We start from the raw sequence: 23,062 nt of genomic DNA on the forward strand, positions 1-23,062 counted from the left end.
CTTGTGATTAGGGCCGGGCTGCACCGGCTGCCGGCCCGTATATTGGTGCCCCAACCAGCCCGGTGCCTGCCACCTCGTCTTCGTGCCCATGCTTCAGCTTCGCCTTTCCCGCCGTGTTCTGCAGTTCAACTTTCCTGCCCGTACCTCGCGCGGTGCCCTTACCGAGCACGTAGCCCACTATCTGCATCTGCACAACTCCGCGCAGCCCCACCTGGAAGGATTGGGCGAAGCGGCGCCGCTGGCCGGGTTAAGCCCCGACCACCGCCCCGACTTTGAGGCCACCCTGGAGGGCTTTGTGCGGGAGTTTAACCGCCGCCAGCTGCGCGAACTGCTGCCCCAGGAAGCCACCGAGCTGGTGAGCCCCGAGTGGCCTGCCCTGCGCTTTGCCTTGGAAACGGCCACCCTGGATTTGCAGAACGGCGGCACCCATTGCCTCTACAACAACGCCTTCAGCCGGGGAGAGGCCGGTGTTCCCATCAACGGGCTGATCTGGATGGGTGACCAGGCCTTTATGCGGGAGCAGATTGAGAAAAAACTGGCCGAGGGCTATAGCTGCCTGAAGCTGAAGATAGGCGGGCTGGACTTCGATACCGAGCTGGAGCTGCTGCGCGAAATACGCGCCGTGGCCGGGCCCGAGCGGCTTACCCTGCGCGTAGATGCCAACGGCGCCTTCGCCCCCCACGATGCCCTGGCTAAGCTGGAGCAGCTGGCCCGGTTCAGCCTGCACTCCATTGAGCAGCCCATCCGGGCCGGGCAGTGGCAGGCCCTGGCCGAGGTATGCCGCCACTCGCCGGTGCCCGTAGCCCTGGATGAGGAGCTGATTGGCCTGACTGCCCCCGACCAGCAGGACGCCCTGCTGGACCAGACCCGCCCGGCCTACCTCATCCTGAAGCCTACCCTGCTGGGAGGGCTGCAAGCCAGCCTCGACTGGGCCGCCAAAGCCCAGGCCCGCGGCCTGGGTTGGTGGCTTACCTCGGCCCTGGAATCCAACGTAGGGCTGAACGCCATTGGGCAGCTGGCCGGCTCCTACGCCCAACCCGGCTTCCCACAAGGGCTGGGCACCGGACAGTTGTATCATAACAATGTAGCCGCGCCCCTGCACATCCGGGCCGGGCAGCTGCATTACAGCCCACGGGGCACCTGGGAGCACCCTGAGGGCTAGGTCCGGTCGGGCGCCAGGCCGCAAAACCCGACGTGCACGGAATAGGATTTTTGGTTATCTTACCAAGCCCACTTCCGTACTGCCATGCTTACGCGTATCTGCGTTATTCTGCTGTTTTCGGGCCGCGCGCGGGCGGTAGGGGCGGCCGTATTGCTGGGTTTGCTGCTGGGAGTGGCCGCACCCCGGCTCGGGTGGGCGCAGCAGGCCGCCTTCCGGTTTGAGAAGCCCCGGCAGCGCCAGGTACGCACGCCGTTTCTGCTGCAGCGCAACCTGATTATTCTGCCCATTCAGCTCAACGGTAAAGGTCCCTACAATTTTATTGTGGATACGGGCATCAACAGCTGCCTGATTACCGACCCCCGCCTGCGGCAGGAGCTGAACCTAACCGTAGGGGGGCGCTTTCTGGTGGCCGGTGCCGGCGAGGAAAACCCGCTGGAAGCCTTTCAGATACCAGCCGTAGCCGTGGGGCTGCCCGGTGGCATCACGGCACCCAGCCTGAGCTTTCTGATGCTTTCCGAGGATGTGCTTAACCTCTCGGGCTACGTGGGTATTCCTATTCATGGCCTGTTGGGGGCCGATGTGTTTCGCAGCTTTGTGGTGGAGGTGGACCCCGTAGCCGAAGCCCTTACCTTCCACGACCCGGCCACGTTCCGGGCGCCTCGTGGACGGCGCTGGGCCCGTTTGCCCCTGGATATGGAAGGCCGCAAGTCCTACCTTACCCTGCCGGTGCAGCTCAACGACTCCCTCAAACTGCCCCTGAAGCTGGTGCTGGATACCGGCGCGGGCCATGCCCTGTCCCTGGAAACCACCTCCGATGCCCGCCTGCAGCTGCCCCCCCAGCGCCTGCGCAGCCAGTTGGGGCGCGGCCTCAATGGCAACATCAACGGCTACCTGGGGCGGGTGCCGGCCCTGGAGCTGGGGCGCTACCGGGTGCCGGCCCTGCTTACCTCGTTTCCGGATGCGGCCGATGTAGCCCAGCGCGCCGACGTGCCCCGCAACGGCAACCTGGGATTTGAGCTGCTCAAGCGCTTTACCGTGGTCATCGACTACACCCATAACCAGCTGCTGCTGCGTCCCAACGAGAAGTTCCGGGACCCGTTCGAGCACGATATGTGCGGGTTTGAAGTGCTGGCTACCGGCCCCAACTACCGCCAGTACCGGGTGCTGCGGGTAGAAGCTGCCGGGCCCGCCGCCGAAGCCGGTATTGAGCCCGGCGACGAAATACTCTCCATTAACCTGCTGCCAGCAGAGGCGCTCAGCCTGACCCAGCTGAGCCGTCTGCTACACTCTGCCGACGGGCGGCAGCTGCTGTTTGTGCTGCGCCGGGCCAGCACCGGCGACCTGTTTACGACCACCGTGCGCCTGAAGCGCCAGATTTAGCCGCCCCGGAGCCGGCGCGGTAGTGGGCCTGCCAGCAGCCATTGGTGGGCTCGGGCCGTAAGCACCGAGGCCGGCTTGCCCCCGGCGGAGCGCAAAACCCCTACATTAGGAGCCGCCCGCCGTTTCGGTAGCTTTCCCACTCTCCGCCCATTCCCCGCATGGCTCTCCCTTCGTCGGCCGCGCAGGTGCAGCTGCCGCCCCTGCTCCAGGCTAATCAGCATATCTACTCCGATTACTTTGATGAGAACTTTGTAGAAGCCCTGGACCGCAACATTCTGCAGCTGCTGGACCGGGTGTGGTTTCGCTCGGAGCTGGTGGGGTTTGAGAACTTTCCCCAGCGCAACCGGCCCGACCGGCCCCTGCTCTTCGCCTCCAACCACTCGGGCATGGCCTTTCCCTGGGATGCCATGGTGGCCCTCTCGCACCTGTGGCGGCGCCTGCCCAGCCTCCGCAACCTGCCCCGGCCCCTCTCGGCGCCCATGCTTTCGCAGTCGGTGCTGATGAATCCGTTTCTGCTTAAAAACTTCTGGAAGAAGTGCGGGTGCGTGGACGCCACGACCCTGAACTTCGAGACGATGATGTACTACCAGGACCACAACCTGATGCTCTACCCCGAGGGGGTAGCCGGCATCGGAAAGGGGTTTAACCGCAAGTACCAGTTGCAGCGCCTGGCCACCAGCATCGTGCGCCTGGGCATAGAGCACCGCACCGACATCATTCCGTTTTACACCATCAACGGCGAGTACCTGAACCCCTATGCCTACAGCTGGGACTGGGTTAACCGGCTAAGCAAAAAGATAGGTATTCCGTTTATCCCGATGGGGCCGATTCTGCTGCTGGTGCTGCTGCAGCCCTGGTTTTTCTACATGGCCTTTCCAGCCAAGCTCACCTTTGTGCTCGGCCGCCGCATCCGGCCCTATGAGCTGACCTCCACGCCCGCCGCCGAGCTTACCCGCCCGGAGTACGAGGCTTTGTCGGGCCAGATCAGGGGGCAGATGCAGCAGGAGCTGGATGCCGCCGTGCAGCAGTACGGGCAGCGGCCCTACCGCTGGCGCGAGCTGTGGCAGCGCATCAAGGAAAACTGGCGCTACTTTCCGTTTTTTCTGCCCTGGGCCTGGCCGGCCTTGTTCCGGGAGTTCGAGCGCCAGTACGTGCACCTGGGCCGCCGCGACTTTAATTTAGACCTGCGCAGCCCTGGCGCTTACTTGTGCATGCTGTGGCGCAACCCGTTCACCATTACCTTCTTCGTGCCTATTCTGGGCTGGATTCCGATTGCCATTCGGGGCTACAAGGGCCACCGGATCGGGAAGCGCTCCGCCGCGCCGGATAAAGCGCGTTGAGGCAGAAGCGCATGCCGGGAGGCTCGTTAGGCCCCTGGATGCTACCCCGGCTTCGGCTTTGTAGGCTGAGGCTTTCCGGCCCCGGAGGGGGTAGGGCCACGCTGCAGGCTGACTTCGGAAATCAGTGAAGCAGCATTCCTTTATTGAGTTTATTTCCTGAAGCACTCCAGGCTCCATGTTCAAGAATACCATTTCCAACCTCACGCGCATCCGGCAGGTAGCCGAAGTGCTTATCCGTTACGGTTTCGAGGACGTGGTAACGAGCACCGCCCTGCGCCGGCTGGTGCCCCAGAGTAGGCGCCGGGCTAGGGCCGATGGGGAGCCGGCCGTGTTTGAAACCACGCGCTGGCAGCGCATCCGCATGATTATTGAGGAGCTGGGCCCTACCTTTATCAAGCTGGCCCAGGCCCTGAGCAACCGAGCCGATTTGCTGCCCCAGCCCCTGATTGACGAGTTTGAAAAGCTGCAAAGCAACGTACCGCCTTTCCCGGTAGCACAGGCCCGCCAGATTATTGAGCAGGAGCTAGGTTGCCCCCTGGAAGAAGTATTTACCGAGTTTGACGAGGTACCCCTGGGCTCGGCCAGTATTGGGCAGGTGCACGGGGCGCGGCTGCTGTCGGGCGAGCGGGTGGTGGTGAAGGTGCAGCGCCCCGACGTGCAGGAGAAAGTGCGCACCGACCTGAGCCTGCTGCACGAGCTGGTGCGCCTGACCGCACCCTTCCTGCGCCGCCACGGCCTGGCCAACCCCCAGGACATTGTGGATGCCTTCGAGCGGAGCATGACCAAGGAGCTGGACTACACCTCCGAGGCCCGCAGCATGGAGCAGTTTCGCAAGCTCTATGCAAGCTACGAGACGTTCTATATCCCGCGGCCTTACCGGGAGCTGAGCACCAGCAAAATTCTGGTGATTGAGTTTGTGAGCGGCTGCAAAATCACCGACAAAGCCCAGCTGCTGGCCTGGGGCCTCAGCCCCGAGCAGGTGGCCGAAACGGGCATGGACATCTACCTGACTCAGATTTTCGAGTTTGGAGCCTTTCACGCCGATCCGCACCCCGGCAACGTGCTGGTGCGGCCCGACGGGACGCTGGTGCTCATTGACTTCGGGATGGTAGGGCGCCTGACCAGGCAGCAGAAATACGCCTTTGCCGGCGTGTTCATTGGCATGGCCCGCCAAGACCCGCGCGGCATGGCCCTGAACTTCCGCCGCCTAGCCCTGACCTCGGAAATACCGGACATGCGCTCCTTCGAGGCCGACCTGGCGCAGCTCATTGAGGATTTTGCTACCCTCGATGTGAAGGAAATGAGCATGTCGGATCTGGCCGATGCGCTGCAGGGCGTGATTTACCGCTACAAGCTGCAGGTGCCCGGTGCCGTGTTCCTGATACTGCGGGCCCTCGTGATTCTGGAAGGCATTGGCAAGGTGCTGCACCCCCACTTCAACACCTTCGAGTTTGTGCGGCCCTATGGTGCGCGCATCATCGCCGAGCAGTATTCGGCCGAAAATATCCAGAACGAAGCCCTTTACACGGGCACCCAACTGCTGGCCCTGCTGCAAACCCTACCCACCGATGTGCGCCAGATCATGCGCAAAATTTCCCGCGGCGACCTGCGGGTGCGCGTGGAGCTAAGCGGCTACCAGCAGCTCCTGCGCAAAGCCGACCAGCTGGTGAGCCGCGGTATTCTGGCGGCCGTGGCAGTAGCCATGATTGTGTTTGCGGGCCTGAGCTTACTGGGCCACTACCCGGCCTCCATGCCCTACCACCGGGGCCTACCCATGGTAACCTGGTACAGCCTGGGCGTAGCGGCGTTCCTGCTGCTGATCCTCTTCATTCTGGGCACCAAAAACGAGCGGAGCCGGGAGTAGCCCCCTGGCTTACTTCCAGAACCAGTCATAGGCCAGCTGCAGCCCCACGGCACCCCTCTTGATGTCGAGGCCAAAAACGTAATACTGGTAGAAAGCGGCCAGGCGCACTTCCTGCTGGGCGCCCAGCGGCAGAACAGCCCCCAGCACCGCCTCGGCATGCATCAGAAAACCCGTACGGTCCTGATACACGGCAACGGTTTGCAGAGGAGCGCTGCTGCCGCGCGGACGCTCCTTTACCGTTGCTTCGGAGCGCAGGTTGTAGAGGCCGCCTACCCCTATGCCCGGCACCAGAGCCAGGCGCCCGGGCCGCCCCAGGCGCCGCCCAATACCAACGGTTATGTCCAGCGTCCGCTGCCGAAGGAAAACCTGCTCTTCCGTTAGGGCCTGCGGGGAAGTAGCTCGGAGTTCCGTTTTGCCTGACGAGGCCGCATAGCTGGTGCTCAGGGTGGTTTGCAGGCCGCTGGCCCGCACATGTATCCATTCCAGCCCTACGGGCAAGCTGTTCTTATTTAGCAGATTATCTGAGCCATTCAGCTGATGCCTAGGGGTTAGCAGCAGGCCCAGGCCATTGCGCCACACCGTGCGGGTAGGGCTGGGAGTTGATTTCCAGGCCGGGTCGAGGCACTGGTTGTACTCCATGAACACCTGCCGGACGTTGCGCTCGGTGAAGCTCAGCTGAATGATGCGGTTGTTGGAGTGGTCGAGGGTAGGGCAGCCGGTCAGGTAGCGGTTCAGCAGCACGTGCCAGTTAATGGCCGTCAGCTCCTGGAGCGTATCGGCGGCCGGGGGTAGCAGCAACATGCCGGTTTCGTTGGGGTAGGCGTACAGGCTGGCCCGCCCCAGCTGCACCGGTACCACGAAAAAGGTGGAATCCTGACCGGCGGCCAGGCGCACAACCCGGCTCCGGATGGCCGCCCGCCCGCGCAGGCCGTAGCCCTGCACTTGCGCTGGCCGGAATATCTGCGGGGCTGCCTTCGGGGCGCTGTGCAGGGCCACAAGCTGCTGCCCGCGCTCCACCACAATACCGCGGAGCGTATCGCCCGTCAGGGTCAGCACATAGCCCGGAAGCCCCTGCGCCCATCCCGTATGGCCAACTAACAAACACAACAGCAGCGTACAAAAACGAAGCATTCAGGTAGAGAATAAGAAGGAAAGGCCAGCTATAGGCCAAGGATAAAATCGGTGACTCACCACTAGACGGAGGCCGGGCGGGTAGGCTTACTTCCGAAACCATACATAAGCCACCCGCAGCCCGATGGTGCTAAAGGAAGTGAAAACGAATTTCTGGTAGATACCCGTCAGGCGGATTTCGTGCCGGGGACCTATCGGAGCCAGCAGGCCCGCCTGGGCCTCCAGGTGAGGCAAAATGGCCTCGCCGCCCACACTATAGGTTTCCGTGGTCTGGAAGGGCATGGTGCTGCCCGCCGGGCGCTGCTGGGTTTGGCCTTTTTCGTGCAGCAGCACCGTGGAGCCCGCCCCAGCACCCACGTAGAAACTCGGCCGCGTAGGGCGCCCCAGCCGCCTGCCTGCCGAAATGGCTAAAGTCAGAAGCTGGGCGGTGGCGCTAGTGCGCCGCTCTGCCTCCGCCTGCCCCGTTAGGGTACGCACGAGGTACTCCGGGCTGCTCATAGGCAGGTAGGTAAATGTGCCTACTACCCCCATCTGCAGGCCGCTGGCCCGCACGGCCGTCCACTCCAGCCCCATGCGCTGGCCCCAGCCCGCCGTGGTAATGGTTCGCTCGGCCCATACGTTATCATCCGTGAGGCTCCCGCGCAAGGCCTCGGCATGCAGGCCCAGTCCGTGCCGCCACGGGGAGTGCTTGCGGGCCGCGGTGGGTTGCCAGGCGGAATCGAAGCAGCGGTTGTAGCGGCGCAATACCTTTTCCACGTTTTCGGCCGAAAAGCGCATTTCCAGCATCTCCTCACTATACGGAACCAGGGTAGCACACCCACCCAGGTACCGGTTGAACAGCAACGACCGGGTAACTGGCGTCAGCTCATATAGGGTGTCGAGGCCGGCCGGTTGCAGCAGCAGCCCGCCTTCACTGGCGGCGTAGCAGTACAGGCTGGCCCGCCCCAACTGTACCGGCAGCACAAAGCACACCGAGTCCTTCCCGGACGCCTGGTGCACCACCCGGCTCCGGATAGCCGGCCGGTCGAGCAGACCGTAGCCCTGCACCTGCGCCGGCCGGAACACCTGGGGCTTACCGCCGGCCGCCGGGTACAGGTAAATCACCTGATGCTTCTTCTCGGCCACAAAGCCCGATACCGTGTCGCCGACCGGGGTCAGGATGTAGCCCGGCAGACCCTGGGCCCGGGCGGCAGCACTTGCAATCAAACAAAGGAATAAAAGGTAAAGTCGCGGCATAGGCAGGAAAAGCAGCGGGAGAGGATGAGCAGCGAAGGCGGTAATAGCGGTTGTTTGGCGTTTTGTAAAGTCTGGATAAGTCTAGGGTTATAGCAAGTAGTTTATTGGTAATTAAGAATATATGGATTACTGTGGGAGGTGGCGAAAAGTCTGCGAAGATAGAAAAGTGGTGCGCGAGGTTGCACAAGCAGGCTTCAATTTAGCACCGTCTTCCACTTACCAGAGACGCCATCTGCTATGTCTTTCTTTTTACTACCCCCCGCTACCCGCTGTATCCTGACCGCCGCCTTGGCCGCTGCCGCGCTGCCGGTCCTGGCCCAAACCGACCGGGAAGCCGACACCTACGAAACCCAGAAGCGGCTGAGCGTGGGCGTGACCAAGTACACCGAAGCCCGTACGGCCCTAACCAGCTTTATCCGGAGCCGGGCTACCCGCGTGCAGAAACAGGAAGAAACGCCCGAGCAGCTCACAGCCGAATTCAGCGTGCCCGCCAACCTGCTACCCCGCCTCGACTCGCTGACTGCCAGCCTGGGCTACGTGCTCGAAAATAACCTGAACTCTTACAACCTGAGCCCCCGGCGGCAGGAGCTGGAGGCTGAAGCCCAGCAGTTGGTAATTTCCATCGGCCATGTGCAAACTCAGCTCCGCGAGGCCAGATTAAGCAAAGAGGAGCGGGAAAAGCTACAGGAAGAGCAGGAGCGGAGCGAGGCGCGCCTGCGCCGCACCCGGCAGCAGCAGGAGCTGCTGCAGAGCCACGCGGGGCAGGCTTATGTAACGCTTCGGCTGTTCGATGAAATCAGCTTCCCTACCGGCAACCGCCGGGTAAGCTTCGTGAATATGCCGGGGGTAGAGGTGGGCTACCTGCGCCTCGACAACCCCAAGGTGGGGCTTACCAGCCCGGCCTACCGCGGCTACGCCATCAAGTATTTGTTTACGCGGGGCAAGAGCTACTTCAACCTGGGTGTGTACAAGCCTACCACAACCAATAAGTCCGATTCGGCCTTCGTAAATGAGCTGTTCGTTATCAATTTCGGGCAGGATTTCTACCCGCGCAATTTCGGCCGGGGCCGGCGGCGCTACCTCAACCTCTACACCAGCTACCAGGTAGGCGGCTTCATCCTGAACCGCAACGACGACCAGAAAAACGACTTCATCCCGAACGTGAACCTGGGGCTGGGGGTAGAGCTGATCAAAACCCGTCACATCCTGCTCGATACCAAAGCCAGCTACTTCGTGCCCCTCAACAGCCGCAGCCGCGACCTGCGAGGCGTACTAGGGCAAGCCTCCTTCAACTTTGTGTTCTAGCAATTCCAGCCAAGCATAGTCATAAGAATGCACCAAAAAGAAAAAGCCCGGCCAATTGTTGGCCGGGCTTTTTTGTGCTTACTCTGACAGCTTATTTCAGCTGCATATCATCAATGATGGCTTGGATTTTCTCGCCGGCGAGGCGGTCGGCCAGGTCGAAGTCCACGACGGAGGCCAGGGGCTGGCGTACGCTGAAGTAGAACTTGATTTTGGGCTCGGTGCCGCTGGGGCGGGCCGAGATTTTGCTGCCATCTTCCAGGATGAACTGGAGCACATTGGAGCTTTCCAGGCCGGTTTCGGTTTCCAGGTTGGTGCGCAGGTCGCGGATGCGGCCGGTTTTGTAGTCGCGCAGCTCCACCACGGGCTGGCCGGCAATGGTGCGGGGCGGGTTGGCGCGCAGTCCGGCCATCATTTCCTGTATTTCCTCGGCTCCGCGCTGACCCTTTTTGGTCAGCGAAATCAGGTGCTCCTTGTAGAAGCCATAGGTGGCGTACATGTGCACCATTTCCTCATAGAGGCTGTGGCCGTGGTCCTTGGCCACGGCGGCCATTTCGGCCAGCACGGCGCAGGCCGAAATGGCGTCTTTGTCGCGCACGAAGGAGCCAATCATGTAGCCGTAGCTTTCCTCGCCGCCCCCGATATAGTTCTGCTGGCCTTCCAACTCCCGGATGATGCCGGCAATGTACTTGAAGCCCGTCAGGGTGCGGTAGGCCTTCACGTTGTTGGCGCGGGCAATGTCGCCCAGCACCTCACTCGTGACGATGGTATAGACAATAAAGTCCTGCTCGGTCATCTTGCCAGCCTGTTTGCGGGCCGAGAGGAGGTAGTGGGTGAGCAGCGCGGCGGTTTGGTTGCCGTTCACCAGCACCCACTCGCCTTTGTTGTCCTTCACGGCAATACCCACGCGGTCCGAGTCGGGGTCGGTGGCCAGCACGAGGTCGGCGTCGAGGGCTTTGGCCTGGTCCAGGGCCATTTGCATGGCTACTTTCTCTTCGGGGTTCGGCGACTGTACCGTGGGGAAGTTACCATCAGGAGTAGCCTGGGCCTCCACTACGTGCACATTCGTGAAGCCCAGCTGAGCCAATGCTTTGGGCACCAGTGTAATGCCCGTGCCGTGCAGGGGCGTGTATACAATCTTTAGGTCGTGCTGGCGCTGGATGGCGGCCGGGTTGATGCTCAGCTCCTTGACCTTGGCCAGGTAGGCGGTGTCTAGTTCGGCCCCAATCAGGTGAATGCGCGACGGCTCCGGCTGGAACTTCACCTCACTTACCGACTGAATGGCTTCTACTTCCCGAATGATGTTCTTATCGTGCGGGGCCACTACCTGGGCGCCGTCGTTCCAGTACACCTTGAAGCCGTTGTACTCCTTGGGGTTGTGCGAGGCCGTAACTACGCAGCCGCTCTGGCAGCCCAGCTGGCGGATAGCAAACGACAACTCGGGGGTAGGGCGTAGGGCCTCGAACAGGTACACCGTAATGCCGTTGGCCGAGAAGATGTCGGCGGCAATGCGGGCAAACTCGGGGCTGTTGTTGCGCGAGTCGTGGGCAATGGCCACCTTAATTTCCTGGCCGGGGAAGTTCTGGAGCAGGTAGTTACTCAGGCCCTGGGTAGCCATGCCCAGGGTGTAGCGGTTCATGCGGTTGGAGCCGGGGCCCATGATGCCGCGCAGGCCGCCGGTACCAAACTCCAGGTTGCGGTAGAACGCGTCGGAAAGGAAATCCTCCTGATTTTCCGCCAGCATCTGGCGAATGGCCGACTGAGTTTCGGCGTCGTAGCTACCCGTAAGCCAGGTATTGATTTTCTCGTGAATGTCAGGCGTCAGGGCCATACGCGGGAAGGTTTGAACGGTAGGATTCGAATAACGGGAGTAAAGAAAACAGGTTTCCTGCGGTGTTGGGCATAGAGCGTTAAACTTCCCCGCTATAGGCCCTAGACACTGCTAGTTGATTCCTGCCTAGAAATAGTTGAACCTGAGCAAGGTGACAGATCGGGTTGTGCCTTAGTCAGGGGGTAGGAAAACTACCCGGCCACTGCCATAACCCAGCGGCGCCTACCCCTGCCTGAGACGCTAACCCTTTCTCTTGCCCAGGAAAGCCGAAGAAGTATCTTTGCCGCCGCTGTTCCCGCCCGGGAGCCTTCTGTATTGCATGATGCCAGCCAAGCTGATAGGAAACTGCCCGTGTTGTTGTCGCCCCACCGCGACTTGCTGACACCCTGTGCCCGCGGCTGCCCGCGGCCCGTTTCCTTCCGCTTTCCTGCGCTGCTGCATGACTTCTTCTACTCTGGCTACCTCGCCTGCGGGCCTGGTGCGCGGCATCCGCCGCTGGGACTTTGTCGCCCTCATCATTAACATTACCATCGGGGCCGGCATTCTGGGGCTGCCTTCCAAGCTCTACGCCCTGGTAGGCGCTTACAGCTTGGTGGCCTACGGCGTAAGTGCCGCCATCGTCACGCTGATTGTTCTGTGCTTTGCCGAGGTCAGCAGCCGGTTTAATGGCACGGGCGGGCCGTATCTGTACGCTCGTGAGGCCTTCGGGCCGCTGGTGGGGTTTGAAGTGGGGTGGCTGCTCTGGATTTCGCGCCTGGCCAGCTTTGCCTCCATCTGCAACCTGCTGGTGAGCTACGCGGCCTACTTCTGGCCGGCGGTAGGAGCGGGGCTGCCCCGGTTTATGCTGATGGCCGGGCTGATTGTGGGGCTGACGGCTATCAACTGGGTAGGCGTGCGCACGGCCTCGCTCGTGAACAACCTGTTTACTGTGAGCAAGCTGGTGGTGTTGGGCCTGTTTACGGGGGTAGGGCTGTTCTTCGTCGATTGGCAGGCCTTCTCGTTTGCCGTGCCGCCTACTTACGTCAGCTTTTCCAGCGCGGCGCTGCTGCTCATCTTCACCTTTTCGGGGTTTGATGTGGCCGCCATTCCGGCCGGCGAAATTCAGCAGCCTCAGCGCACGGTGCCGTTTGCCTTGTTTACGGCCATTGCCACGGTAGCGGGGTTGTTTGTGCTGGTGCAGGTAGTGTGCATTGGCACGCTGCCGGGCCTGGCTGCCTCAGAGCGACCCCTAGCCGATTCCAGCCAGCAGTTTCTGGGGCCGGCTGGTGGGGCCTTTATTGCCGTAGCGGCTCTGCTTACAGCTTTAGGTACGCTCAACGCCCTCATGCTAACCGGTCCGCGCCTGCTGTTTGCGTTGGCTGAGCAGGGTCAGATTCCGGCGGTGTTTGGCCGCCTGCACCCGCGCTACCACACGCCTTACGTAGCCCTGCTGGTATCGGCGGCGCTGAAGCTGGTGCTGGCGGTTTCGGGCACGTTCATCTACGCCCTTACCCTGAGCACCATCATCCGCCTGGCCTACTTCGCCCTGACCTGCGCCGCCCTACCCGTGCTGCGCCGCCGAAACCCGGAGCAACCGGCCCCTTTCCAGGTGTGGGGTGGGGTAGTGGTGGCCGTGTTGTGCGTGCTGCTCTGCCTCTGGCTACTCTCTAACAGTGCCGCCACCGAAGCCCGCGACGTAGGCATTGCCGCCGTGGTGGGGCTAGGGCTGTATTTCCTGTCCCGGAAGAAGCCTAAAGCCATAGCTGCCCCCTGACTTTCCTACCCCCTTGAAGCTCCTCAACCCTTCGAGCTGAGTTGTCATTAACCTGATCTGATACGTAGTTTCGACCTTAATGCCTCTTTCCCTACCCATCACCACCGTGCCCATCCGGACCCCGGAGCGGGTGGCTGAAATATCCTGGTTTGATGACCTCTGCGGCGGCGACACCCAGTACCTGAGTGTGCTCGACGGGGCCTACCGCAGCTCTTGGGCCCACTGCCGCGACATCGTGCTGAAATCGGAGCAGCTGGGCTACTCCAATATTCTGCTGCCTACCTCTTACACGGTGGGGCAGGATGTTATGACGTTTGCCGCCGGCATGGCGCCCCAAACCTCACGCATTAACCTGCTCACGGCCATCCGGACCGGTGAAATTCACCCGCCCATGCTGGCCCGGGCCCTGGCCTCGCTCGACCACATGCTGGAGGGCCGCCTGACCATCAACATCATTAACTCCGACCTGCCGGGCTTGCGCGAGGACCCAGCCCTGCGCTACCAACGCTGCGCCGAAACCATTGAGATTCTGCGCCAAGCCTGGACTCAGGAGCGCATTGTGCACAAGGGTGAACTGTACCAGTTCGATATGCCCTCTGACCCCGCTAAGCCCTACCAGCAGAACGGCGGCCCGCTGCTCTACTTCGGGGGCACTTCGGAAGGCGCGCGGGAGGTGTGCGCCCAGTATTGCGACATGTTCCTGATGTGGCCCGAAACCGAGGAAATGCTCTACGAAACCATGCAGGACATGAGTGCCCGCGCCGCCCGCCACGGCCGCCAAATCGACTTTGGCCTGCGCATCCACGTCATCGTGCGCGAAACCGAAGACGAGGCGCGGGCCTACGCCAAAAAGCTCATGTCGAAGTTTGACCCCGTGAAGGGTGCCGAAATCAAGAGCCGGGCCCAGGACTCGTGGTCGTTGGGGGTGCACCGTCAGAACCAGTTGCGCGAGCACGCCGATATGGAAGGCTTCGTGGAGCCCCTGCTCTGGACCGACATCGGCAAGGCGCGCTCCGGAGCCGGTGGCGCCCTGGTCGGCAACCCCGACCAGATTGTGGAGAAGCTACAGCGCTACATGGACATGGGCTTCCGGGCCTTTATCTTCTCCGGCTACCCCTTGCTGGACGAAGCTGAGTACTTCGCCCGCTACGTGCTGCCACGTCTGCCCAACATCAGCATGCCCGATTACCAGGGCCGCCGCCCCGCCACTACCCCCGTCACGCCCCTGACCACTGCGCTGCTGAAGTAGGGAAGAGGCAAAAAGAAGTGAGCTAAAATGTATCAAGAACGTCATGTCGAGCTGGCCGAGACATCTCGCATGCTGATGTTGTAATAGTAACCTTGCGTCAGCACGCGAGATGTCTCGACAAGCTCGACATGACGTTCTTGGTATAAAAACAAAGGCCCGACACTGCTGGCAGCGTCGGGCCTTTTGCTTATCTAAATCAGCGGTTTACAGGTTGCCGCGCAGGGCCTGCTCCCGCTCAATGGCTTCGAACAGGGCCTTGAAGTTGCCTTTGCCGAAGCTCTTGGCGCCTTTGCGCTGAATGATTTCATAGAACACGGTGGGGCGGTCTTCTACGGGCTTCGTGAAGATTTGCAGCAGGTAGCCTTCCTCGTCGCGGTCCACCAGCAGGTTCAGGGCCTTGATGCTTTCCAGGTCCTCATCAATGGCTCCAATGCGGTCCAGCAGGTCCTCGTAGTAGGCAGCGGGCACGGTCAGGAACTCCACGCCACGGCGGCGCAGCTCCGTCACAGTGGCCCGGATGTCCTTGGTGGCAATGGCAATGTGTTGCACGCCGGGCGAGTGGTAGTAGTCGAGGTACTCCTCAATCTGCGACTTTTTCTTGCCTTCGGCGGGCTCGTTGATGGGGAATTTCACGTAGCCGTTACCATTGCTCACTACCTTCGACATGAGGGCGGAATACTCCGTGCTGATGTCGTCATCGTCGAAGGTCAACAGCAGCTTAAAGCCCATGACGTCCTCGTAGAACTTCACCCACTGGTTCATCTCGCCCCAGCCCACGTTACCTACGCAGTGGTCAACGTGCAGCAGGCCTACCACCTCGCCCTGGGGTACAATGCCGGTTTTGGCTACGAAACCCGGCATGAAAGCGCCGCGGTAGTTGCTTCGCTCCACGAAGGTGTGGATGGTTTCGCCGTAGGTATAAATGCCCGACAGCGTAACCGAGCCGTTTTCGTCCTCAATGGTATAGGGCTCGAAGGCCGGCTTGGCGCCGCGCTTGGTGGTTTCCTCGAAGGATTTGCGGGCGTCGTCCACCCACAGGGCCATCACCTTCACGCCGTCGCCGTGCTGGGCTACGTGGCGCGTGATGTCGGAGTCGGGCAGCAGGGAAGTGGTCAGTACAAAGCGGATTTTGTTTTGCTGCAGCACGTAGGAAGCCCGGTCGCGCACGCCGGTTTCGGGGCCGGCGTAGGCTACCAGCTCGAAGCCAAACGCGGCCTGGTAGTAGTAGGCCGACTGCTTGGCGTTACCAACGTAGAACTCAATGTAGTCGGTGCCGTTGAGGGGCAGGAAATCCTGGGCGGGCTGGGCCAGAACGGCCGGGGAAGTCATGGTTTCCATGGGCGGAGGGGGTAGGGTGGGCATGATGGGTTACCGGGTAAAAATACGGGTTTAGGTTAAATCATACCCCACCTGCTGCCCCACGGCGCCCGGCCCTACCCCCGCCCAGGGTCCGAAAGCCGGAATAGGGTAGGGTGCTGCTCACTGGCAACCGTTGGAAACCACAGGAAGCTATAGGAGGCTATAGTAAACCGCCGGAAAGCCCGCTGCTATAGACGTGGATCAGGCATTCTTCGTAGAATTGAGTCAAAAGCCGGAAGAGGCATACGAAACTGCCAAATCCTCTTCACCTTTGTAGCCATAACCCATTGCTTTACGCTTATGAATTCGGAAGAGCTAAACCGCGCCCTCGTGGCCCTCATCGAGAAGAAAGCCGAGTTGCAGACCCTCACCTATGATGATGCCCGCTACGATGACGTAGAGGAAGAGCTGCACGACCTGGAGGACGATTTCAACGAAGAATATGGCTCCTTCCTGGAGGCAGCCCTGGAGAAAGTGCACGATGCCTTAGGCTCCGACACCGACGTGCTGCTGCCTACGGCCTACCTCCCGGCCAACATCAGCGGCAAGCCCACCCCGAAGGAAGGCGTCTGGATTGACTCCGAGAAATACTCCGGCAAAGAAGCCCGCCTGACCCTGGTACCCAACCCCACGCGGCTGGTACTCACGGTGGGCAAAGCCGTACAGGAAGAGGTTTGGAAAGCCTAAGCGGTACCACCCGCATCTGGAAACAGGCCATTTGGTATCACGCACAGGTGATGCCAAATGGCCTGTTTTTCTTTTCTGAATAACGATTATGCTCTACCGCATTGCCGAGCCTGCTGATTGGGCCCAGGCCCAACAAACCGGCATTTTCGCCAGCCCCAACTTAGCCGCGGAAGGTTTCATTCACTGCTCCGAGCAACACCAGATTCTGGAAACCGCCCGGCGCTACTACCCCGGCCGCATGGGTCTGTGGCTTCTGGAGTGGGACGAGGCCGCGCTGAAAGCAGCCGGGGTGCGCGTGGAGCGGGAGTGGGTAGAAAGCCGGCAGCAGCATTTCGCGCATGTGTTTGGCCCGGTGTCGCTTCAGGCTATCCGGCGGGTGTGGCACCTGGGCGCTGACGCGACGGGCGAGTTTCACCTACCGCCCGAACTGCGGGGCTGAGAGTTGGAATTATTGTTGCTTAAAGAAAATACTATATAGTTCGATCCTAATTGTACGCAAGCCGGCCGGGCTGCCACTGTTCCAACTACTTTGCTTATCGGCTTCAATGACTACCCTATCTACGCTTATCCGCCTGGTGCTACCTGCTTTGGTAGCGGCCAGCCTAACGGCCTGCTCGGCCACTTCCTTTCTGAGCCTGACGCCCACCCGGCCCGATGGCCCCTGGGTAAATGGCCACCCCACCAGCCTCACCCAGCACCCCGACAGCGTGCAGGTGCGCGTAGGCTTTATTCGCTACGAGCCGACGGAATTGGTGTTTGAAACGGAAATCAGCAACTACTCCGACCGGCCGATTCTGGTAGCCCCCGAAACCTTTTACTACCTCATGCTGCCCACCGACTCAGTAGCGGAAAAGCAGTTGGCCAAAGGCATATTTGAGAGCCGGGTGCCCGCTCTGGATCCGGAAGTGCAGCTGCAACAGCTGGCCGCCAAGCTCGATAAGCAAGCCGCTAAAGCAACCAATGTAAGCTGGTTTGAGCTTCTGACCACCGCCACCCACATTGCTGAAGATGTAGCCAGCATTAAAAAGAAGGAAACCGCCGAGCAGGTTGCTGAGCGCGACTACCGGCACCAGAGCGACGATGCCTTCTTCGAGGAGCAACGCGAACAACACGCCCAGCAAGCCGATCAGCTGTATGACCAGCAAGTAAGTATGGAGGTCACAGTGCTGCGCAACACCACCCTGGAGCCCGGCCAGCGGGTGGTAGGGCAGGTGCATTTTCCGCGCCGGGACTACGCCAAGCGGCTGCGGCTAGTCGTGTTCTTCGATGAGCGCCCGGTGCAGTTTGACTTCACTCAGGCTACGGCCAAGCGCTAGTTGCCTAGCGGCGCTCAAAAATTCCTGTTCGGGTTCGTTAAAACCCTTCCGCATAGCCGATGGGCACCAGCACTTCGCCAAGCAAGTAGGAAGCAGTTTCCTCTGGCTAAAGCGTAACTCGGGTTTGATACAGGGTAATTTGTTAGTGGGGCGAGGTAAGCCAGAACCAGGCTTAGCGCAGTACCCAGCAACTAGCAACGGCCTACCTAATAGGCTAACAAAAACTGGACAGTAGTGGTTAGCGTACTAACTACGGGCAGTATTGTTGCTAGTCCTATTGCTGTCTTATCAACGTGCAATTTTATTACCGCATCACCGAAGTCAAGACTTGGCTTACCGCGCAGCACACCGGGTTTTTTGCCAGCCCTGACTTAGTAGTCACTGGGTTTATCCACGCTTCGCCCCGCCATCAAGTGCTGACGACAGCTAATCTATATTTTCCTAACGAGTCAGAGCTTCTGGCCCTGGAAATTGATCCGGTGCTCCTGCGCGAGGCAGGAGTGGAGTTAGAGCTGATTTGGCGAGGAGAGCGGCAGGAAACCTTCGCGCACATCTTCGGGGCTATTCCGATAAGCGCTATAAGGCGGGTGTTGGAACTGCGTCGTAATGCTGCCGGTGAGTTTAGTATTCAGACAGAGCCTTCCGGGTAGCCACCAGCAGTATGGCTTCTAGATAAGAGCAAAACTACTCCGGGAGCCGGCTAACAGACTTCTTTACTGGGAGGTACATTTGCTTTAACTGCTCATCGGAGTGGATTAATTGCTGGTGTAGCAAAATTGCCAGTGCCGGGCATAAGGCTATATATCAAAAAACAGCCCCGCCCTACCGGAGTAGAACGGGGCTGTTTTGTGCGTAGAGGAAGGACTTATTTCATCGCCACGGGTAGCTCAAGGTTTTCCCAGCGCAGCACCAGGCCCTGAGGCGTTACCTCGTATACCAGCTTTTCCTGCAGGTTGGCCGCTTTGCGAGGGGTAGCGGTTACGCGCAGGGCATCCTGCTTCTGGTCGTACTTATAGGCGCCCCACTGCTGGGCGGTTTTGTTGAAGATGACCGTCCACTGCTTTTCCGTCGGGATGGTGAACAGGCTGTACGTGCCAGCTGGTAAGGTTTTGCCTTCCACGGTTAGGGGCTGGTCGGTAGTGAAGGTAGTGGCCTCGTTGGCTCCTGCGCGCCACACTTGCCCGTAGGGCACCAGCGGCGAGCCCCAAATGGTGCGGCCCTTCACGGAGGGGCTGCTGTAGGCTACGGTTACGTTGGCCTTGCCAATTTTGCCGGTAGCCGTAGCGGGTGGGCTGGGGCGCTTGGACGGGTCATCCTGGCCCTGGGCGAAGGAGGTGTGAGCCCACAGCAGGCTCAGGAGCAGCAGCAAAGAGAACGTGCGAATTGATTTCATGGGTAGGAAATAGTAGAAGTGGAAGAAACAGACAGCCGCTAAACCTGCTCGGCTGCATTAAGTTAGCACAGGCGCAGAATGCTACCCCGCCATAACGCCCGAATGCCCGACAAAAGCATAGCTTCTGCCGGGCATTCAGTGTTTGGTCATCAGATGTTAGCGGAGCGCTATACGAACTCAGCCAGCTCCAGCCACCGTTCCCCTTTGGTGTCCAGGTCCTGGTCGGTGCGCTTGAGCTGGGCGGCCCAGTCGGTTAGCTCCTGGTGGGAGCCGGTGCCGGAGTTGAGCTTTTCAATGAGCTGCTGCTTGAGGGTTTCCAGCTGCTCCAGCTCCTTTTCCAGGGTTTCGTATTCTTTCTTTTCCGCGAAGGTAGCCTTGCGCTTAGCCGGGTTGGGCGCCGCCGCGGGGGTAGGGGGCGCGGCCACCGGCGCCGCCGATACCGTGCCTTTGGGCGGACGGGCAGCCGTTTCGGCGTCCTGCTCCTTCTGCCACTCGCGGTAGTCGGTGTAGTTGCCGGGGAACTGCCGGATTTTACCACCCGGTTCCAGCGCAAACACCTGTTCCACCAGCGCATCCATAAAGTACCGGTCGTGCGAAACGATAATTAGGCAGCCCTGGAAGTTGAGCAGGAAGTCTTCCAGAATGTTGAGCGTGATGATGTCGAGGTCGTTGGTCGGTTCGTCGAGAATCAGAAAATTCGGATTCTTGATGAGCACGCGCAGCAGCTGCAGGCGGCGCTTTTCGCCCCCGCTCAGCTTGCTGACCAGCGTGTACTGCTGAGCCGGCGGAAACTGAAAGTGCTGCAAAAACTGCGAGGCCGTCACGCTGCTGCCGTCGGCCATTTCTACCACTTCGGCTACCTCCTTCACAATGTCAATCACGCGCTGCGAAGGGTCGAAGTCCAGCTCCGTTTGGGTGTAGTAGCCGAACACGGTGGTCTGGCCGGCATCTACTACCCCCGAGTCGGGCGCGAGCTTGCCCGTGAGCATGTTCAGCAGCGTGGATTTGCCGGACCCGTTGGGACCTACCAGCCCGATGCGGTCCTTTTTCTTGAACACGTAGCTGAAATCATCCAGCACCACCTTGCCGCCAAACTGCTTGTGCAGGTGCTCCACCTCAATGATTTTGCCACCCTGGCGCGTGGTTTTCACCGACAGCTCCATTTCCGGACCTTTCACGCGGCCCTTAGCTTTCTCCTGGGTTTCGTAAAAAGCGTCGATGCGGGCTTTTTGCTTGGTGCCGCGGGCCTGGGGCTGGCGGCGCATCCACTCCAGCTCCTTGCGCAGCAGGTTGCGGGCCTTTTCCACCTCGGCGGTTTCCATCTGCTCCCGCTCCGATTTCTTCTCCACGAAGTACGAGTAGTTGCCCTGGTAGCGGTGCACGCGGCCCTGGTCCAGCTCCACAATTTCGTTGGCTACCTTGTCCAGGAAATACCGGTCGTGGGTTACCATCAGCAGGGTGAGGGTAGGGGAAGCCAAGCGGTTTTCCAGCCACTCAATGGTAGCCAGGTCCAGGTGGTTGGTGGGCTCGTCGAGAATCAGCACGTCGGGTTCCTCAATGAGCACGCGGGCCAAAGCCACACGCTTGCGCTGCCCGCCCGAGAGCTTGCTCACGGGCCGCTCCAGCAAGTCGCCCAAGATGCCCAGGCGCCCCAGAATTTGTTTTACCTGCGCGTCGTAGTCCCAGGCATTATAGGTGTCCATCAGCTCCATTACCCGCTGCAAGTCGGCGGGGGAATGGTTGGGGTCATTCACAACGTGCTCGTAGTCGCGGATGGCGGCGAGGGTATCATTCTGGCTGGCGAAAATGGTTTGCTCCACGTTCAGGGCCTCATCGAACACCGGCTGCTGCCCCAGGAAGGACACGCGGATGTCTTTGCGCACGCTCACCTCGCCCGTGTCCGGCGGCTCCAGCCCGGCCAGAATGCGCAGCAGGGTGGTTTTGCCCGAGCCGTTGATGCCCACCAGGGCCACGCGCTGCCCCTGTTGCAGCCCGAAGTTTAATTCCCGGAACAGCCACCGGTCGGCGTAATTTTTCGAAAGATTCTCAGCAGAAAGCAGATTCATACCGCAAAGGTACGAGAAGGCAAAATGGCGAGATGGTGAAATTGTGAGTTTGGTGCCGGACGGGCTACTCACTACTCCTCATTTTGCCTTTTCGTACACGCGGCACCGGAAGCGGCACTGCCCGAGCTGCTCGCGCATAGATGGGCTGAAGCCTTCGAAGCCGTAAGCGGGTAGGGTCAGGAAGTGAGGCGCGTCGAAGACCCGCCGGTACGCCGCGGGCAGTTGCACGGGCTGACAGCCGGGGCTGAGCAATGGATAAAGAAAGGTGCAGTTTACGAGCACCAGCGAATCGGGCCGGGCGGGGGGCGCCAGGGGGCCAACCGGGGGCACGTCGTAATCGAGGGTTGCGTTAAGGCCGCCCTCGTTCAGGTAGCGCAGGCGGCCGGGAGCTACCCCCGAATAGGTTGCCAGCACATCACGCGGGTAGGCCAGCGCGAAATAGGCCGGTACAAAGCGTGCCAGCCCCCCGAGGGCCGTGACAACCAGCGCCGAAGCCGCCAGCTGCTGCAGTCGGTGGCGGCGTAGCAGCGGCAAGGCGGCCCCGGCGTACAAGACCAGAAATGGCAGAAAGAAATGAATGATCCGGCCGTAAAACACCAGCGTATGCGCAAAGTACCCCAGGCAGGCGTGCCCCAACCAGGCCGCAACGGGCACCACTGCCACCACCCGCGCTACGGGGGTAGAGTGGCAGGTAAGCAGCGCCCATAGTCCGGGTAGGGCCGCCAGCAACAGTAAGGCACCCGTCAGACCCTCTACCTGCCAGAGGTAGCGGGGCAGAAAGGAGAATCCTTCGGAAAAATCGCCCTGGATGACGGTGGCCGGCAGGTGCTGCAGGGTGCGCAGGTAAGAAATATGCCCGAAACGGGTAAGCACTTCCAGGGGCACTACCACTAGCCCTGCCCCAGCCCCGAATCCCCAGAGGGCGCGCTTCCAAGCAGATTTCGGTTGGCTGGCCAGTAGCAGCGCCCCCGGCAGCAAAGGCGCGAAATAGTAGCCTGGGTACACGGCAAATGCCAGCAAACCCAGCCCCCCAGCCAGCAATCCGCTACGCCAGGGGCTACGGGCAGCGGCGGGTGCCGAAAGCAGTACCAGGCTTAGTAGCACTACCCCCAGGGCCGTATCATAGGGCAACAGGTGGCGCACGTACAGCTGGGTGCTACTCAGGGCCGAATACACTACCAGCACCATTGTGGCCGATGCGACCGGCAGCAGGCGCCGGGCCAGCCGCCACAGCAGCAGCAGATTCAGCAATAGCACCACCCAGTTCAGGAGTTGCGGCACTAATAGGGAGGTAGGGGAGGTAGGAGGAATTTGCCAAATGCGGTGAAGTCCTACCTGCACCAACGCCACGGGCAGGCGCAAAAGCGCATCGGCGGGGCGGCCCTGGGTGTTGGCCAGGTGCAGGCAGAGGCGTTCCACGTCACCCTGAAAGATGGCCTCCACGGCTTCCACGGACTTCAGATGCCGTTCTTCATCGGGGAAGGCCAGGGCGCCGCCCGCCTGCAGAGCACCCAGCCGAATAAGCAGAATAACGAGCAGGGGCAGCCCCGGCCAGAGCCACCAGCCCCGCCCAAAACGGGTCGGGGCAAATACATTGGGCATACGCAGTAAAATGAGCCGCTACCGGACCCGGAAGCAGCAAAGAAAGCCCAAAGATGCGCCAGCCGCCGCAGGAAAGCAGCCCGGGCGCTAAATCACGCGCACCCGGTCGCGGTTGGTATCGTCGCGCAGGATTTCCAGGCCCCGGTAGGCCAGGGGGCGCCCGGTGTTATGGGTCAAGGCGCCGCCATCGGCGTACAGATGAGCCACATCGAGTACCAGCTGGGTGTACTTCCGCTCGCCCAGCTCAATCGCAACGGGGCGGCCTTGGCTGGAGTCGAAGGTGGCCAGGGCCTGGTCAATTTCTTCCAGAATTCTGCTCATAGCTCAGGATAGGACGGGTGTGAGGCCGGGAAATATATAAACTTGTCAGAATTGTGCTGCAGCCCGCCGC

At 60.9% G+C, this 23,062-nt stretch carries 19 protein-coding genes and 2 pseudogenes; 11 read left to right on the forward strand and 10 right to left on the reverse strand.

What is annotated here, in order from left to right; translation table 11 throughout:
• Positions 1–88 precede the first annotated feature (88 nt).
• The 4 genes from FGZ14_RS01970 to FGZ14_RS01985 all read left to right on the forward strand — a co-directional run bounded on the left by FGZ14_RS01970 (position 89) and on the right by FGZ14_RS01985 (position 5,746).
• Complete coding sequence (locus FGZ14_RS01970; RefSeq protein ID WP_139920674.1) at positions 89–1,162, forward strand: o-succinylbenzoate synthase; 1,074 nt, start codon at positions 89–91, stop codon at positions 1,160–1,162.
• Between the two features lie 84 nt (positions 1,163–1,246).
• Positions 1,247–2,542, forward strand: a complete 1,296-nt coding sequence (locus FGZ14_RS01975) for an aspartyl protease family protein (RefSeq protein ID WP_139920676.1) — start codon at positions 1,247–1,249, stop codon at positions 2,540–2,542.
• 158 nt (positions 2,543–2,700) lie between these two features.
• Positions 2,701–3,882 carry a hypothetical protein gene (locus tag FGZ14_RS01980; RefSeq protein ID WP_139920677.1) on the forward strand — a complete coding sequence of 394 codons (1,182 nt, stop codon included), beginning with the start codon at positions 2,701–2,703 and terminating at the stop codon, positions 3,880–3,882.
• A gap of 175 nt (positions 3,883–4,057) precedes the next feature.
• Entirely contained in the window at positions 4,058–5,746 is a 1,689-nt protein-coding gene (locus FGZ14_RS01985) for an AarF/ABC1/UbiB kinase family protein (protein WP_139920679.1), read from the forward strand.
• Positions 5,747–5,755: 9 nt separating this feature from the next.
• Here the strand turns inward: FGZ14_RS01985 and FGZ14_RS01990 are convergent, their stop codons facing one another.
• Together FGZ14_RS01990 and FGZ14_RS01995 are read right to left on the reverse strand one after the other, a co-directional pair.
• Positions 5,756–6,802: a hypothetical protein gene (locus FGZ14_RS01990; RefSeq protein ID WP_139920682.1), complete on the reverse strand. Its 1,047-nt coding sequence runs from the start codon at positions 6,800–6,802 to the stop codon at positions 5,756–5,758.
• Positions 6,803–6,964: 162 nt separating this feature from the next.
• Complete coding sequence (locus FGZ14_RS01995) at positions 6,965–8,083, reverse strand: hypothetical protein (protein ID WP_139920684.1); 1,119 nt, start codon at positions 8,081–8,083, stop codon at positions 6,965–6,967.
• Between the two features lie 267 nt (positions 8,084–8,350).
• Here FGZ14_RS01995 and FGZ14_RS02000 point away from each other — a divergent pair, with 267 nt between their 5' ends.
• Positions 8,351–9,418, forward strand: a complete 1,068-nt coding sequence (locus FGZ14_RS02000) for a hypothetical protein (protein ID WP_139920686.1) — start codon at positions 8,351–8,353, stop codon at positions 9,416–9,418.
• A gap of 91 nt (positions 9,419–9,509) precedes the next feature.
• On the opposite strand, the gene FGZ14_RS02005 is transcribed toward FGZ14_RS02000, so the two are convergent.
• Positions 9,510–11,246 carry a phospho-sugar mutase gene (locus FGZ14_RS02005; RefSeq protein WP_139920688.1) on the reverse strand — a complete coding sequence of 579 codons (1,737 nt, stop codon included), beginning with the start codon at positions 11,244–11,246 and terminating at the stop codon, positions 9,510–9,512.
• A 439-nt stretch (positions 11,247–11,685) separates the two neighbouring features.
• On the opposite strand from FGZ14_RS02005, the gene FGZ14_RS02010 reads away from it, so the two are divergent.
• Positions 11,686–12,999 (forward strand): APC family permease, encoded by a 1,314-nt coding sequence (locus tag FGZ14_RS02010; protein ID WP_139920690.1) that lies wholly within the window; start codon positions 11,686–11,688, stop codon positions 12,997–12,999.
• A 79-nt stretch (positions 13,000–13,078) separates the two neighbouring features.
• Positions 13,079–14,248 (forward strand): LLM class flavin-dependent oxidoreductase, encoded by a 1,170-nt coding sequence (locus FGZ14_RS02015; protein WP_139920693.1) that lies wholly within the window; start codon positions 13,079–13,081, stop codon positions 14,246–14,248.
• Between the two features lie 204 nt (positions 14,249–14,452).
• Here FGZ14_RS02015 and hppD read toward each other — a convergent pair whose 3' ends face one another.
• Positions 14,453–15,586, reverse strand: a complete 1,134-nt coding sequence (gene hppD / locus FGZ14_RS02020; protein WP_139925985.1) for a 4-hydroxyphenylpyruvate dioxygenase — start codon at positions 15,584–15,586, stop codon at positions 14,453–14,455.
• 321 nt (positions 15,587–15,907) lie between these two features.
• Between hppD and FGZ14_RS02025 the strand changes: the two genes are divergently transcribed.
• The 4 genes from FGZ14_RS02025 to FGZ14_RS02040 all read left to right on the forward strand — a co-directional run bounded on the left by FGZ14_RS02025 (position 15,908) and on the right by FGZ14_RS02040 (position 18,260).
• The gene (locus FGZ14_RS02025) at positions 15,908–16,294 is read left to right on the forward strand and encodes a hypothetical protein (protein ID WP_139920695.1); all 387 of its coding nucleotides are present in this window, start codon (positions 15,908–15,910) and stop codon (positions 16,292–16,294) included.
• A gap of 88 nt (positions 16,295–16,382) precedes the next feature.
• A complete protein-coding gene (locus FGZ14_RS02030; protein ID WP_139920697.1) occupies positions 16,383–16,733 on the forward strand; it encodes a DUF952 domain-containing protein in 351 nt (116 codons plus the stop codon).
• 106 nt (positions 16,734–16,839) lie between these two features.
• Positions 16,840–17,610, forward strand: a complete 771-nt coding sequence (locus tag FGZ14_RS02035; protein WP_139920698.1) for a hypothetical protein — start codon at positions 16,840–16,842, stop codon at positions 17,608–17,610.
• 293 nt (positions 17,611–17,903) lie between these two features.
• Entirely contained in the window at positions 17,904–18,260 is a 357-nt protein-coding gene (locus FGZ14_RS02040; RefSeq protein ID WP_180754458.1) for a DUF952 domain-containing protein, read from the forward strand.
• A 215-nt stretch (positions 18,261–18,475) separates the two neighbouring features.
• On the opposite strand, the gene FGZ14_RS02045 is transcribed toward FGZ14_RS02040, so the two are convergent.
• The 6 genes and pseudogenes from FGZ14_RS02045 to FGZ14_RS02060 form a co-directional block, all read right to left on the reverse strand.
• Complete coding sequence (locus FGZ14_RS02045; RefSeq protein ID WP_139920702.1) at positions 18,476–19,003, reverse strand: DUF2911 domain-containing protein; 528 nt, start codon at positions 19,001–19,003, stop codon at positions 18,476–18,478.
• 167 nt (positions 19,004–19,170) lie between these two features.
• Complete coding sequence (locus FGZ14_RS22290; RefSeq protein ID WP_374221711.1) at positions 19,171–19,581, reverse strand: hypothetical protein; 411 nt, start codon at positions 19,579–19,581, stop codon at positions 19,171–19,173.
• A gap of 150 nt (positions 19,582–19,731) precedes the next feature.
• A pseudogene (locus tag FGZ14_RS22295) lies at positions 19,732–20,049 on the reverse strand (ATP-binding cassette domain-containing protein); the annotation flags it as partial.
• 204 nt (positions 20,050–20,253) lie between these two features.
• A pseudogene (locus FGZ14_RS22300) lies at positions 20,254–21,069 on the reverse strand (ABC-F family ATP-binding cassette domain-containing protein); the annotation flags it as partial.
• A 78-nt stretch (positions 21,070–21,147) separates the two neighbouring features.
• The gene (locus FGZ14_RS02055) at positions 21,148–22,671 is read right to left on the reverse strand and encodes a hypothetical protein (protein ID WP_139920707.1); all 1,524 of its coding nucleotides are present in this window, start codon (positions 22,669–22,671) and stop codon (positions 21,148–21,150) included.
• Positions 22,672–22,758: 87 nt separating this feature from the next.
• A complete protein-coding gene (locus FGZ14_RS02060) occupies positions 22,759–22,992 on the reverse strand; it encodes a hypothetical protein (protein WP_139920709.1) in 234 nt (77 codons plus the stop codon).
• Between the last annotated feature and the right edge of the window lie 70 nt (positions 22,993–23,062).

The organism is Hymenobacter sp. DG01 (assembly GCF_006352025.1).
Taxonomy (GTDB): Bacteria; Bacteroidota; Bacteroidia; order Cytophagales; family Hymenobacteraceae; genus Hymenobacter.

What these genes read in the sequence shown, in the direction of transcription:
- FGZ14_RS01975 (WP_139920676.1), top strand. Translation starts at nt 1,247, where the DNA reads ATGCTTACGCGTATCTGCGTTATTCTGCTGTTTTCGGGCCGCGCGCGG.
- FGZ14_RS02010 (WP_139920690.1), top strand. Translation starts at nt 11,686, where the DNA reads ATGACTTCTTCTACTCTGGCTACCTCGCCTGCGGGCCTGGTGCGCGGC.
- FGZ14_RS02060 (WP_139920709.1), bottom strand. Translation starts at nt 22,992, where the DNA reads ATGAGCAGAATTCTGGAAGAAATTGACCAGGCCCTGGCCACCTTCGAC.
- FGZ14_RS02015 (WP_139920693.1), top strand. Translation starts at nt 13,079, where the DNA reads ATGCCTCTTTCCCTACCCATCACCACCGTGCCCATCCGGACCCCGGAG.
- FGZ14_RS01970 (WP_139920674.1), top strand. Translation starts at nt 89, where the DNA reads ATGCTTCAGCTTCGCCTTTCCCGCCGTGTTCTGCAGTTCAACTTTCCT.
- FGZ14_RS02035 (WP_139920698.1), top strand. Translation starts at nt 16,840, where the DNA reads ATGACTACCCTATCTACGCTTATCCGCCTGGTGCTACCTGCTTTGGTA.
- FGZ14_RS01980 (WP_139920677.1), top strand. Translation starts at nt 2,701, where the DNA reads ATGGCTCTCCCTTCGTCGGCCGCGCAGGTGCAGCTGCCGCCCCTGCTC.
- FGZ14_RS02025 (WP_139920695.1), top strand. Translation starts at nt 15,908, where the DNA reads ATGAATTCGGAAGAGCTAAACCGCGCCCTCGTGGCCCTCATCGAGAAG.
- FGZ14_RS02055 (WP_139920707.1), bottom strand. Translation starts at nt 22,671, where the DNA reads ATGCCCAATGTATTTGCCCCGACCCGTTTTGGGCGGGGCTGGTGGCTC.
- FGZ14_RS22290 (WP_374221711.1), bottom strand. Translation starts at nt 19,581, where the DNA reads ATGGATGCGCTGGTGGAACAGGTGTTTGCGCTGGAACCGGGTGGTAAA.
- FGZ14_RS01985 (WP_139920679.1), top strand. Translation starts at nt 4,058, where the DNA reads ATGTTCAAGAATACCATTTCCAACCTCACGCGCATCCGGCAGGTAGCC.
- hppD (WP_139925985.1), bottom strand. Translation starts at nt 15,586, where the DNA reads ATGGAAACCATGACTTCCCCGGCCGTTCTGGCCCAGCCCGCCCAGGAT.
- FGZ14_RS02030 (WP_139920697.1), top strand. Translation starts at nt 16,383, where the DNA reads ATGCTCTACCGCATTGCCGAGCCTGCTGATTGGGCCCAGGCCCAACAA.
- FGZ14_RS02045 (WP_139920702.1), bottom strand. Translation starts at nt 19,003, where the DNA reads ATGAAATCAATTCGCACGTTCTCTTTGCTGCTGCTCCTGAGCCTGCTG.
- FGZ14_RS02005 (WP_139920688.1), bottom strand. Translation starts at nt 11,246, where the DNA reads ATGGCCCTGACGCCTGACATTCACGAGAAAATCAATACCTGGCTTACG.
- FGZ14_RS02000 (WP_139920686.1), top strand. Translation starts at nt 8,351, where the DNA reads ATGTCTTTCTTTTTACTACCCCCCGCTACCCGCTGTATCCTGACCGCC.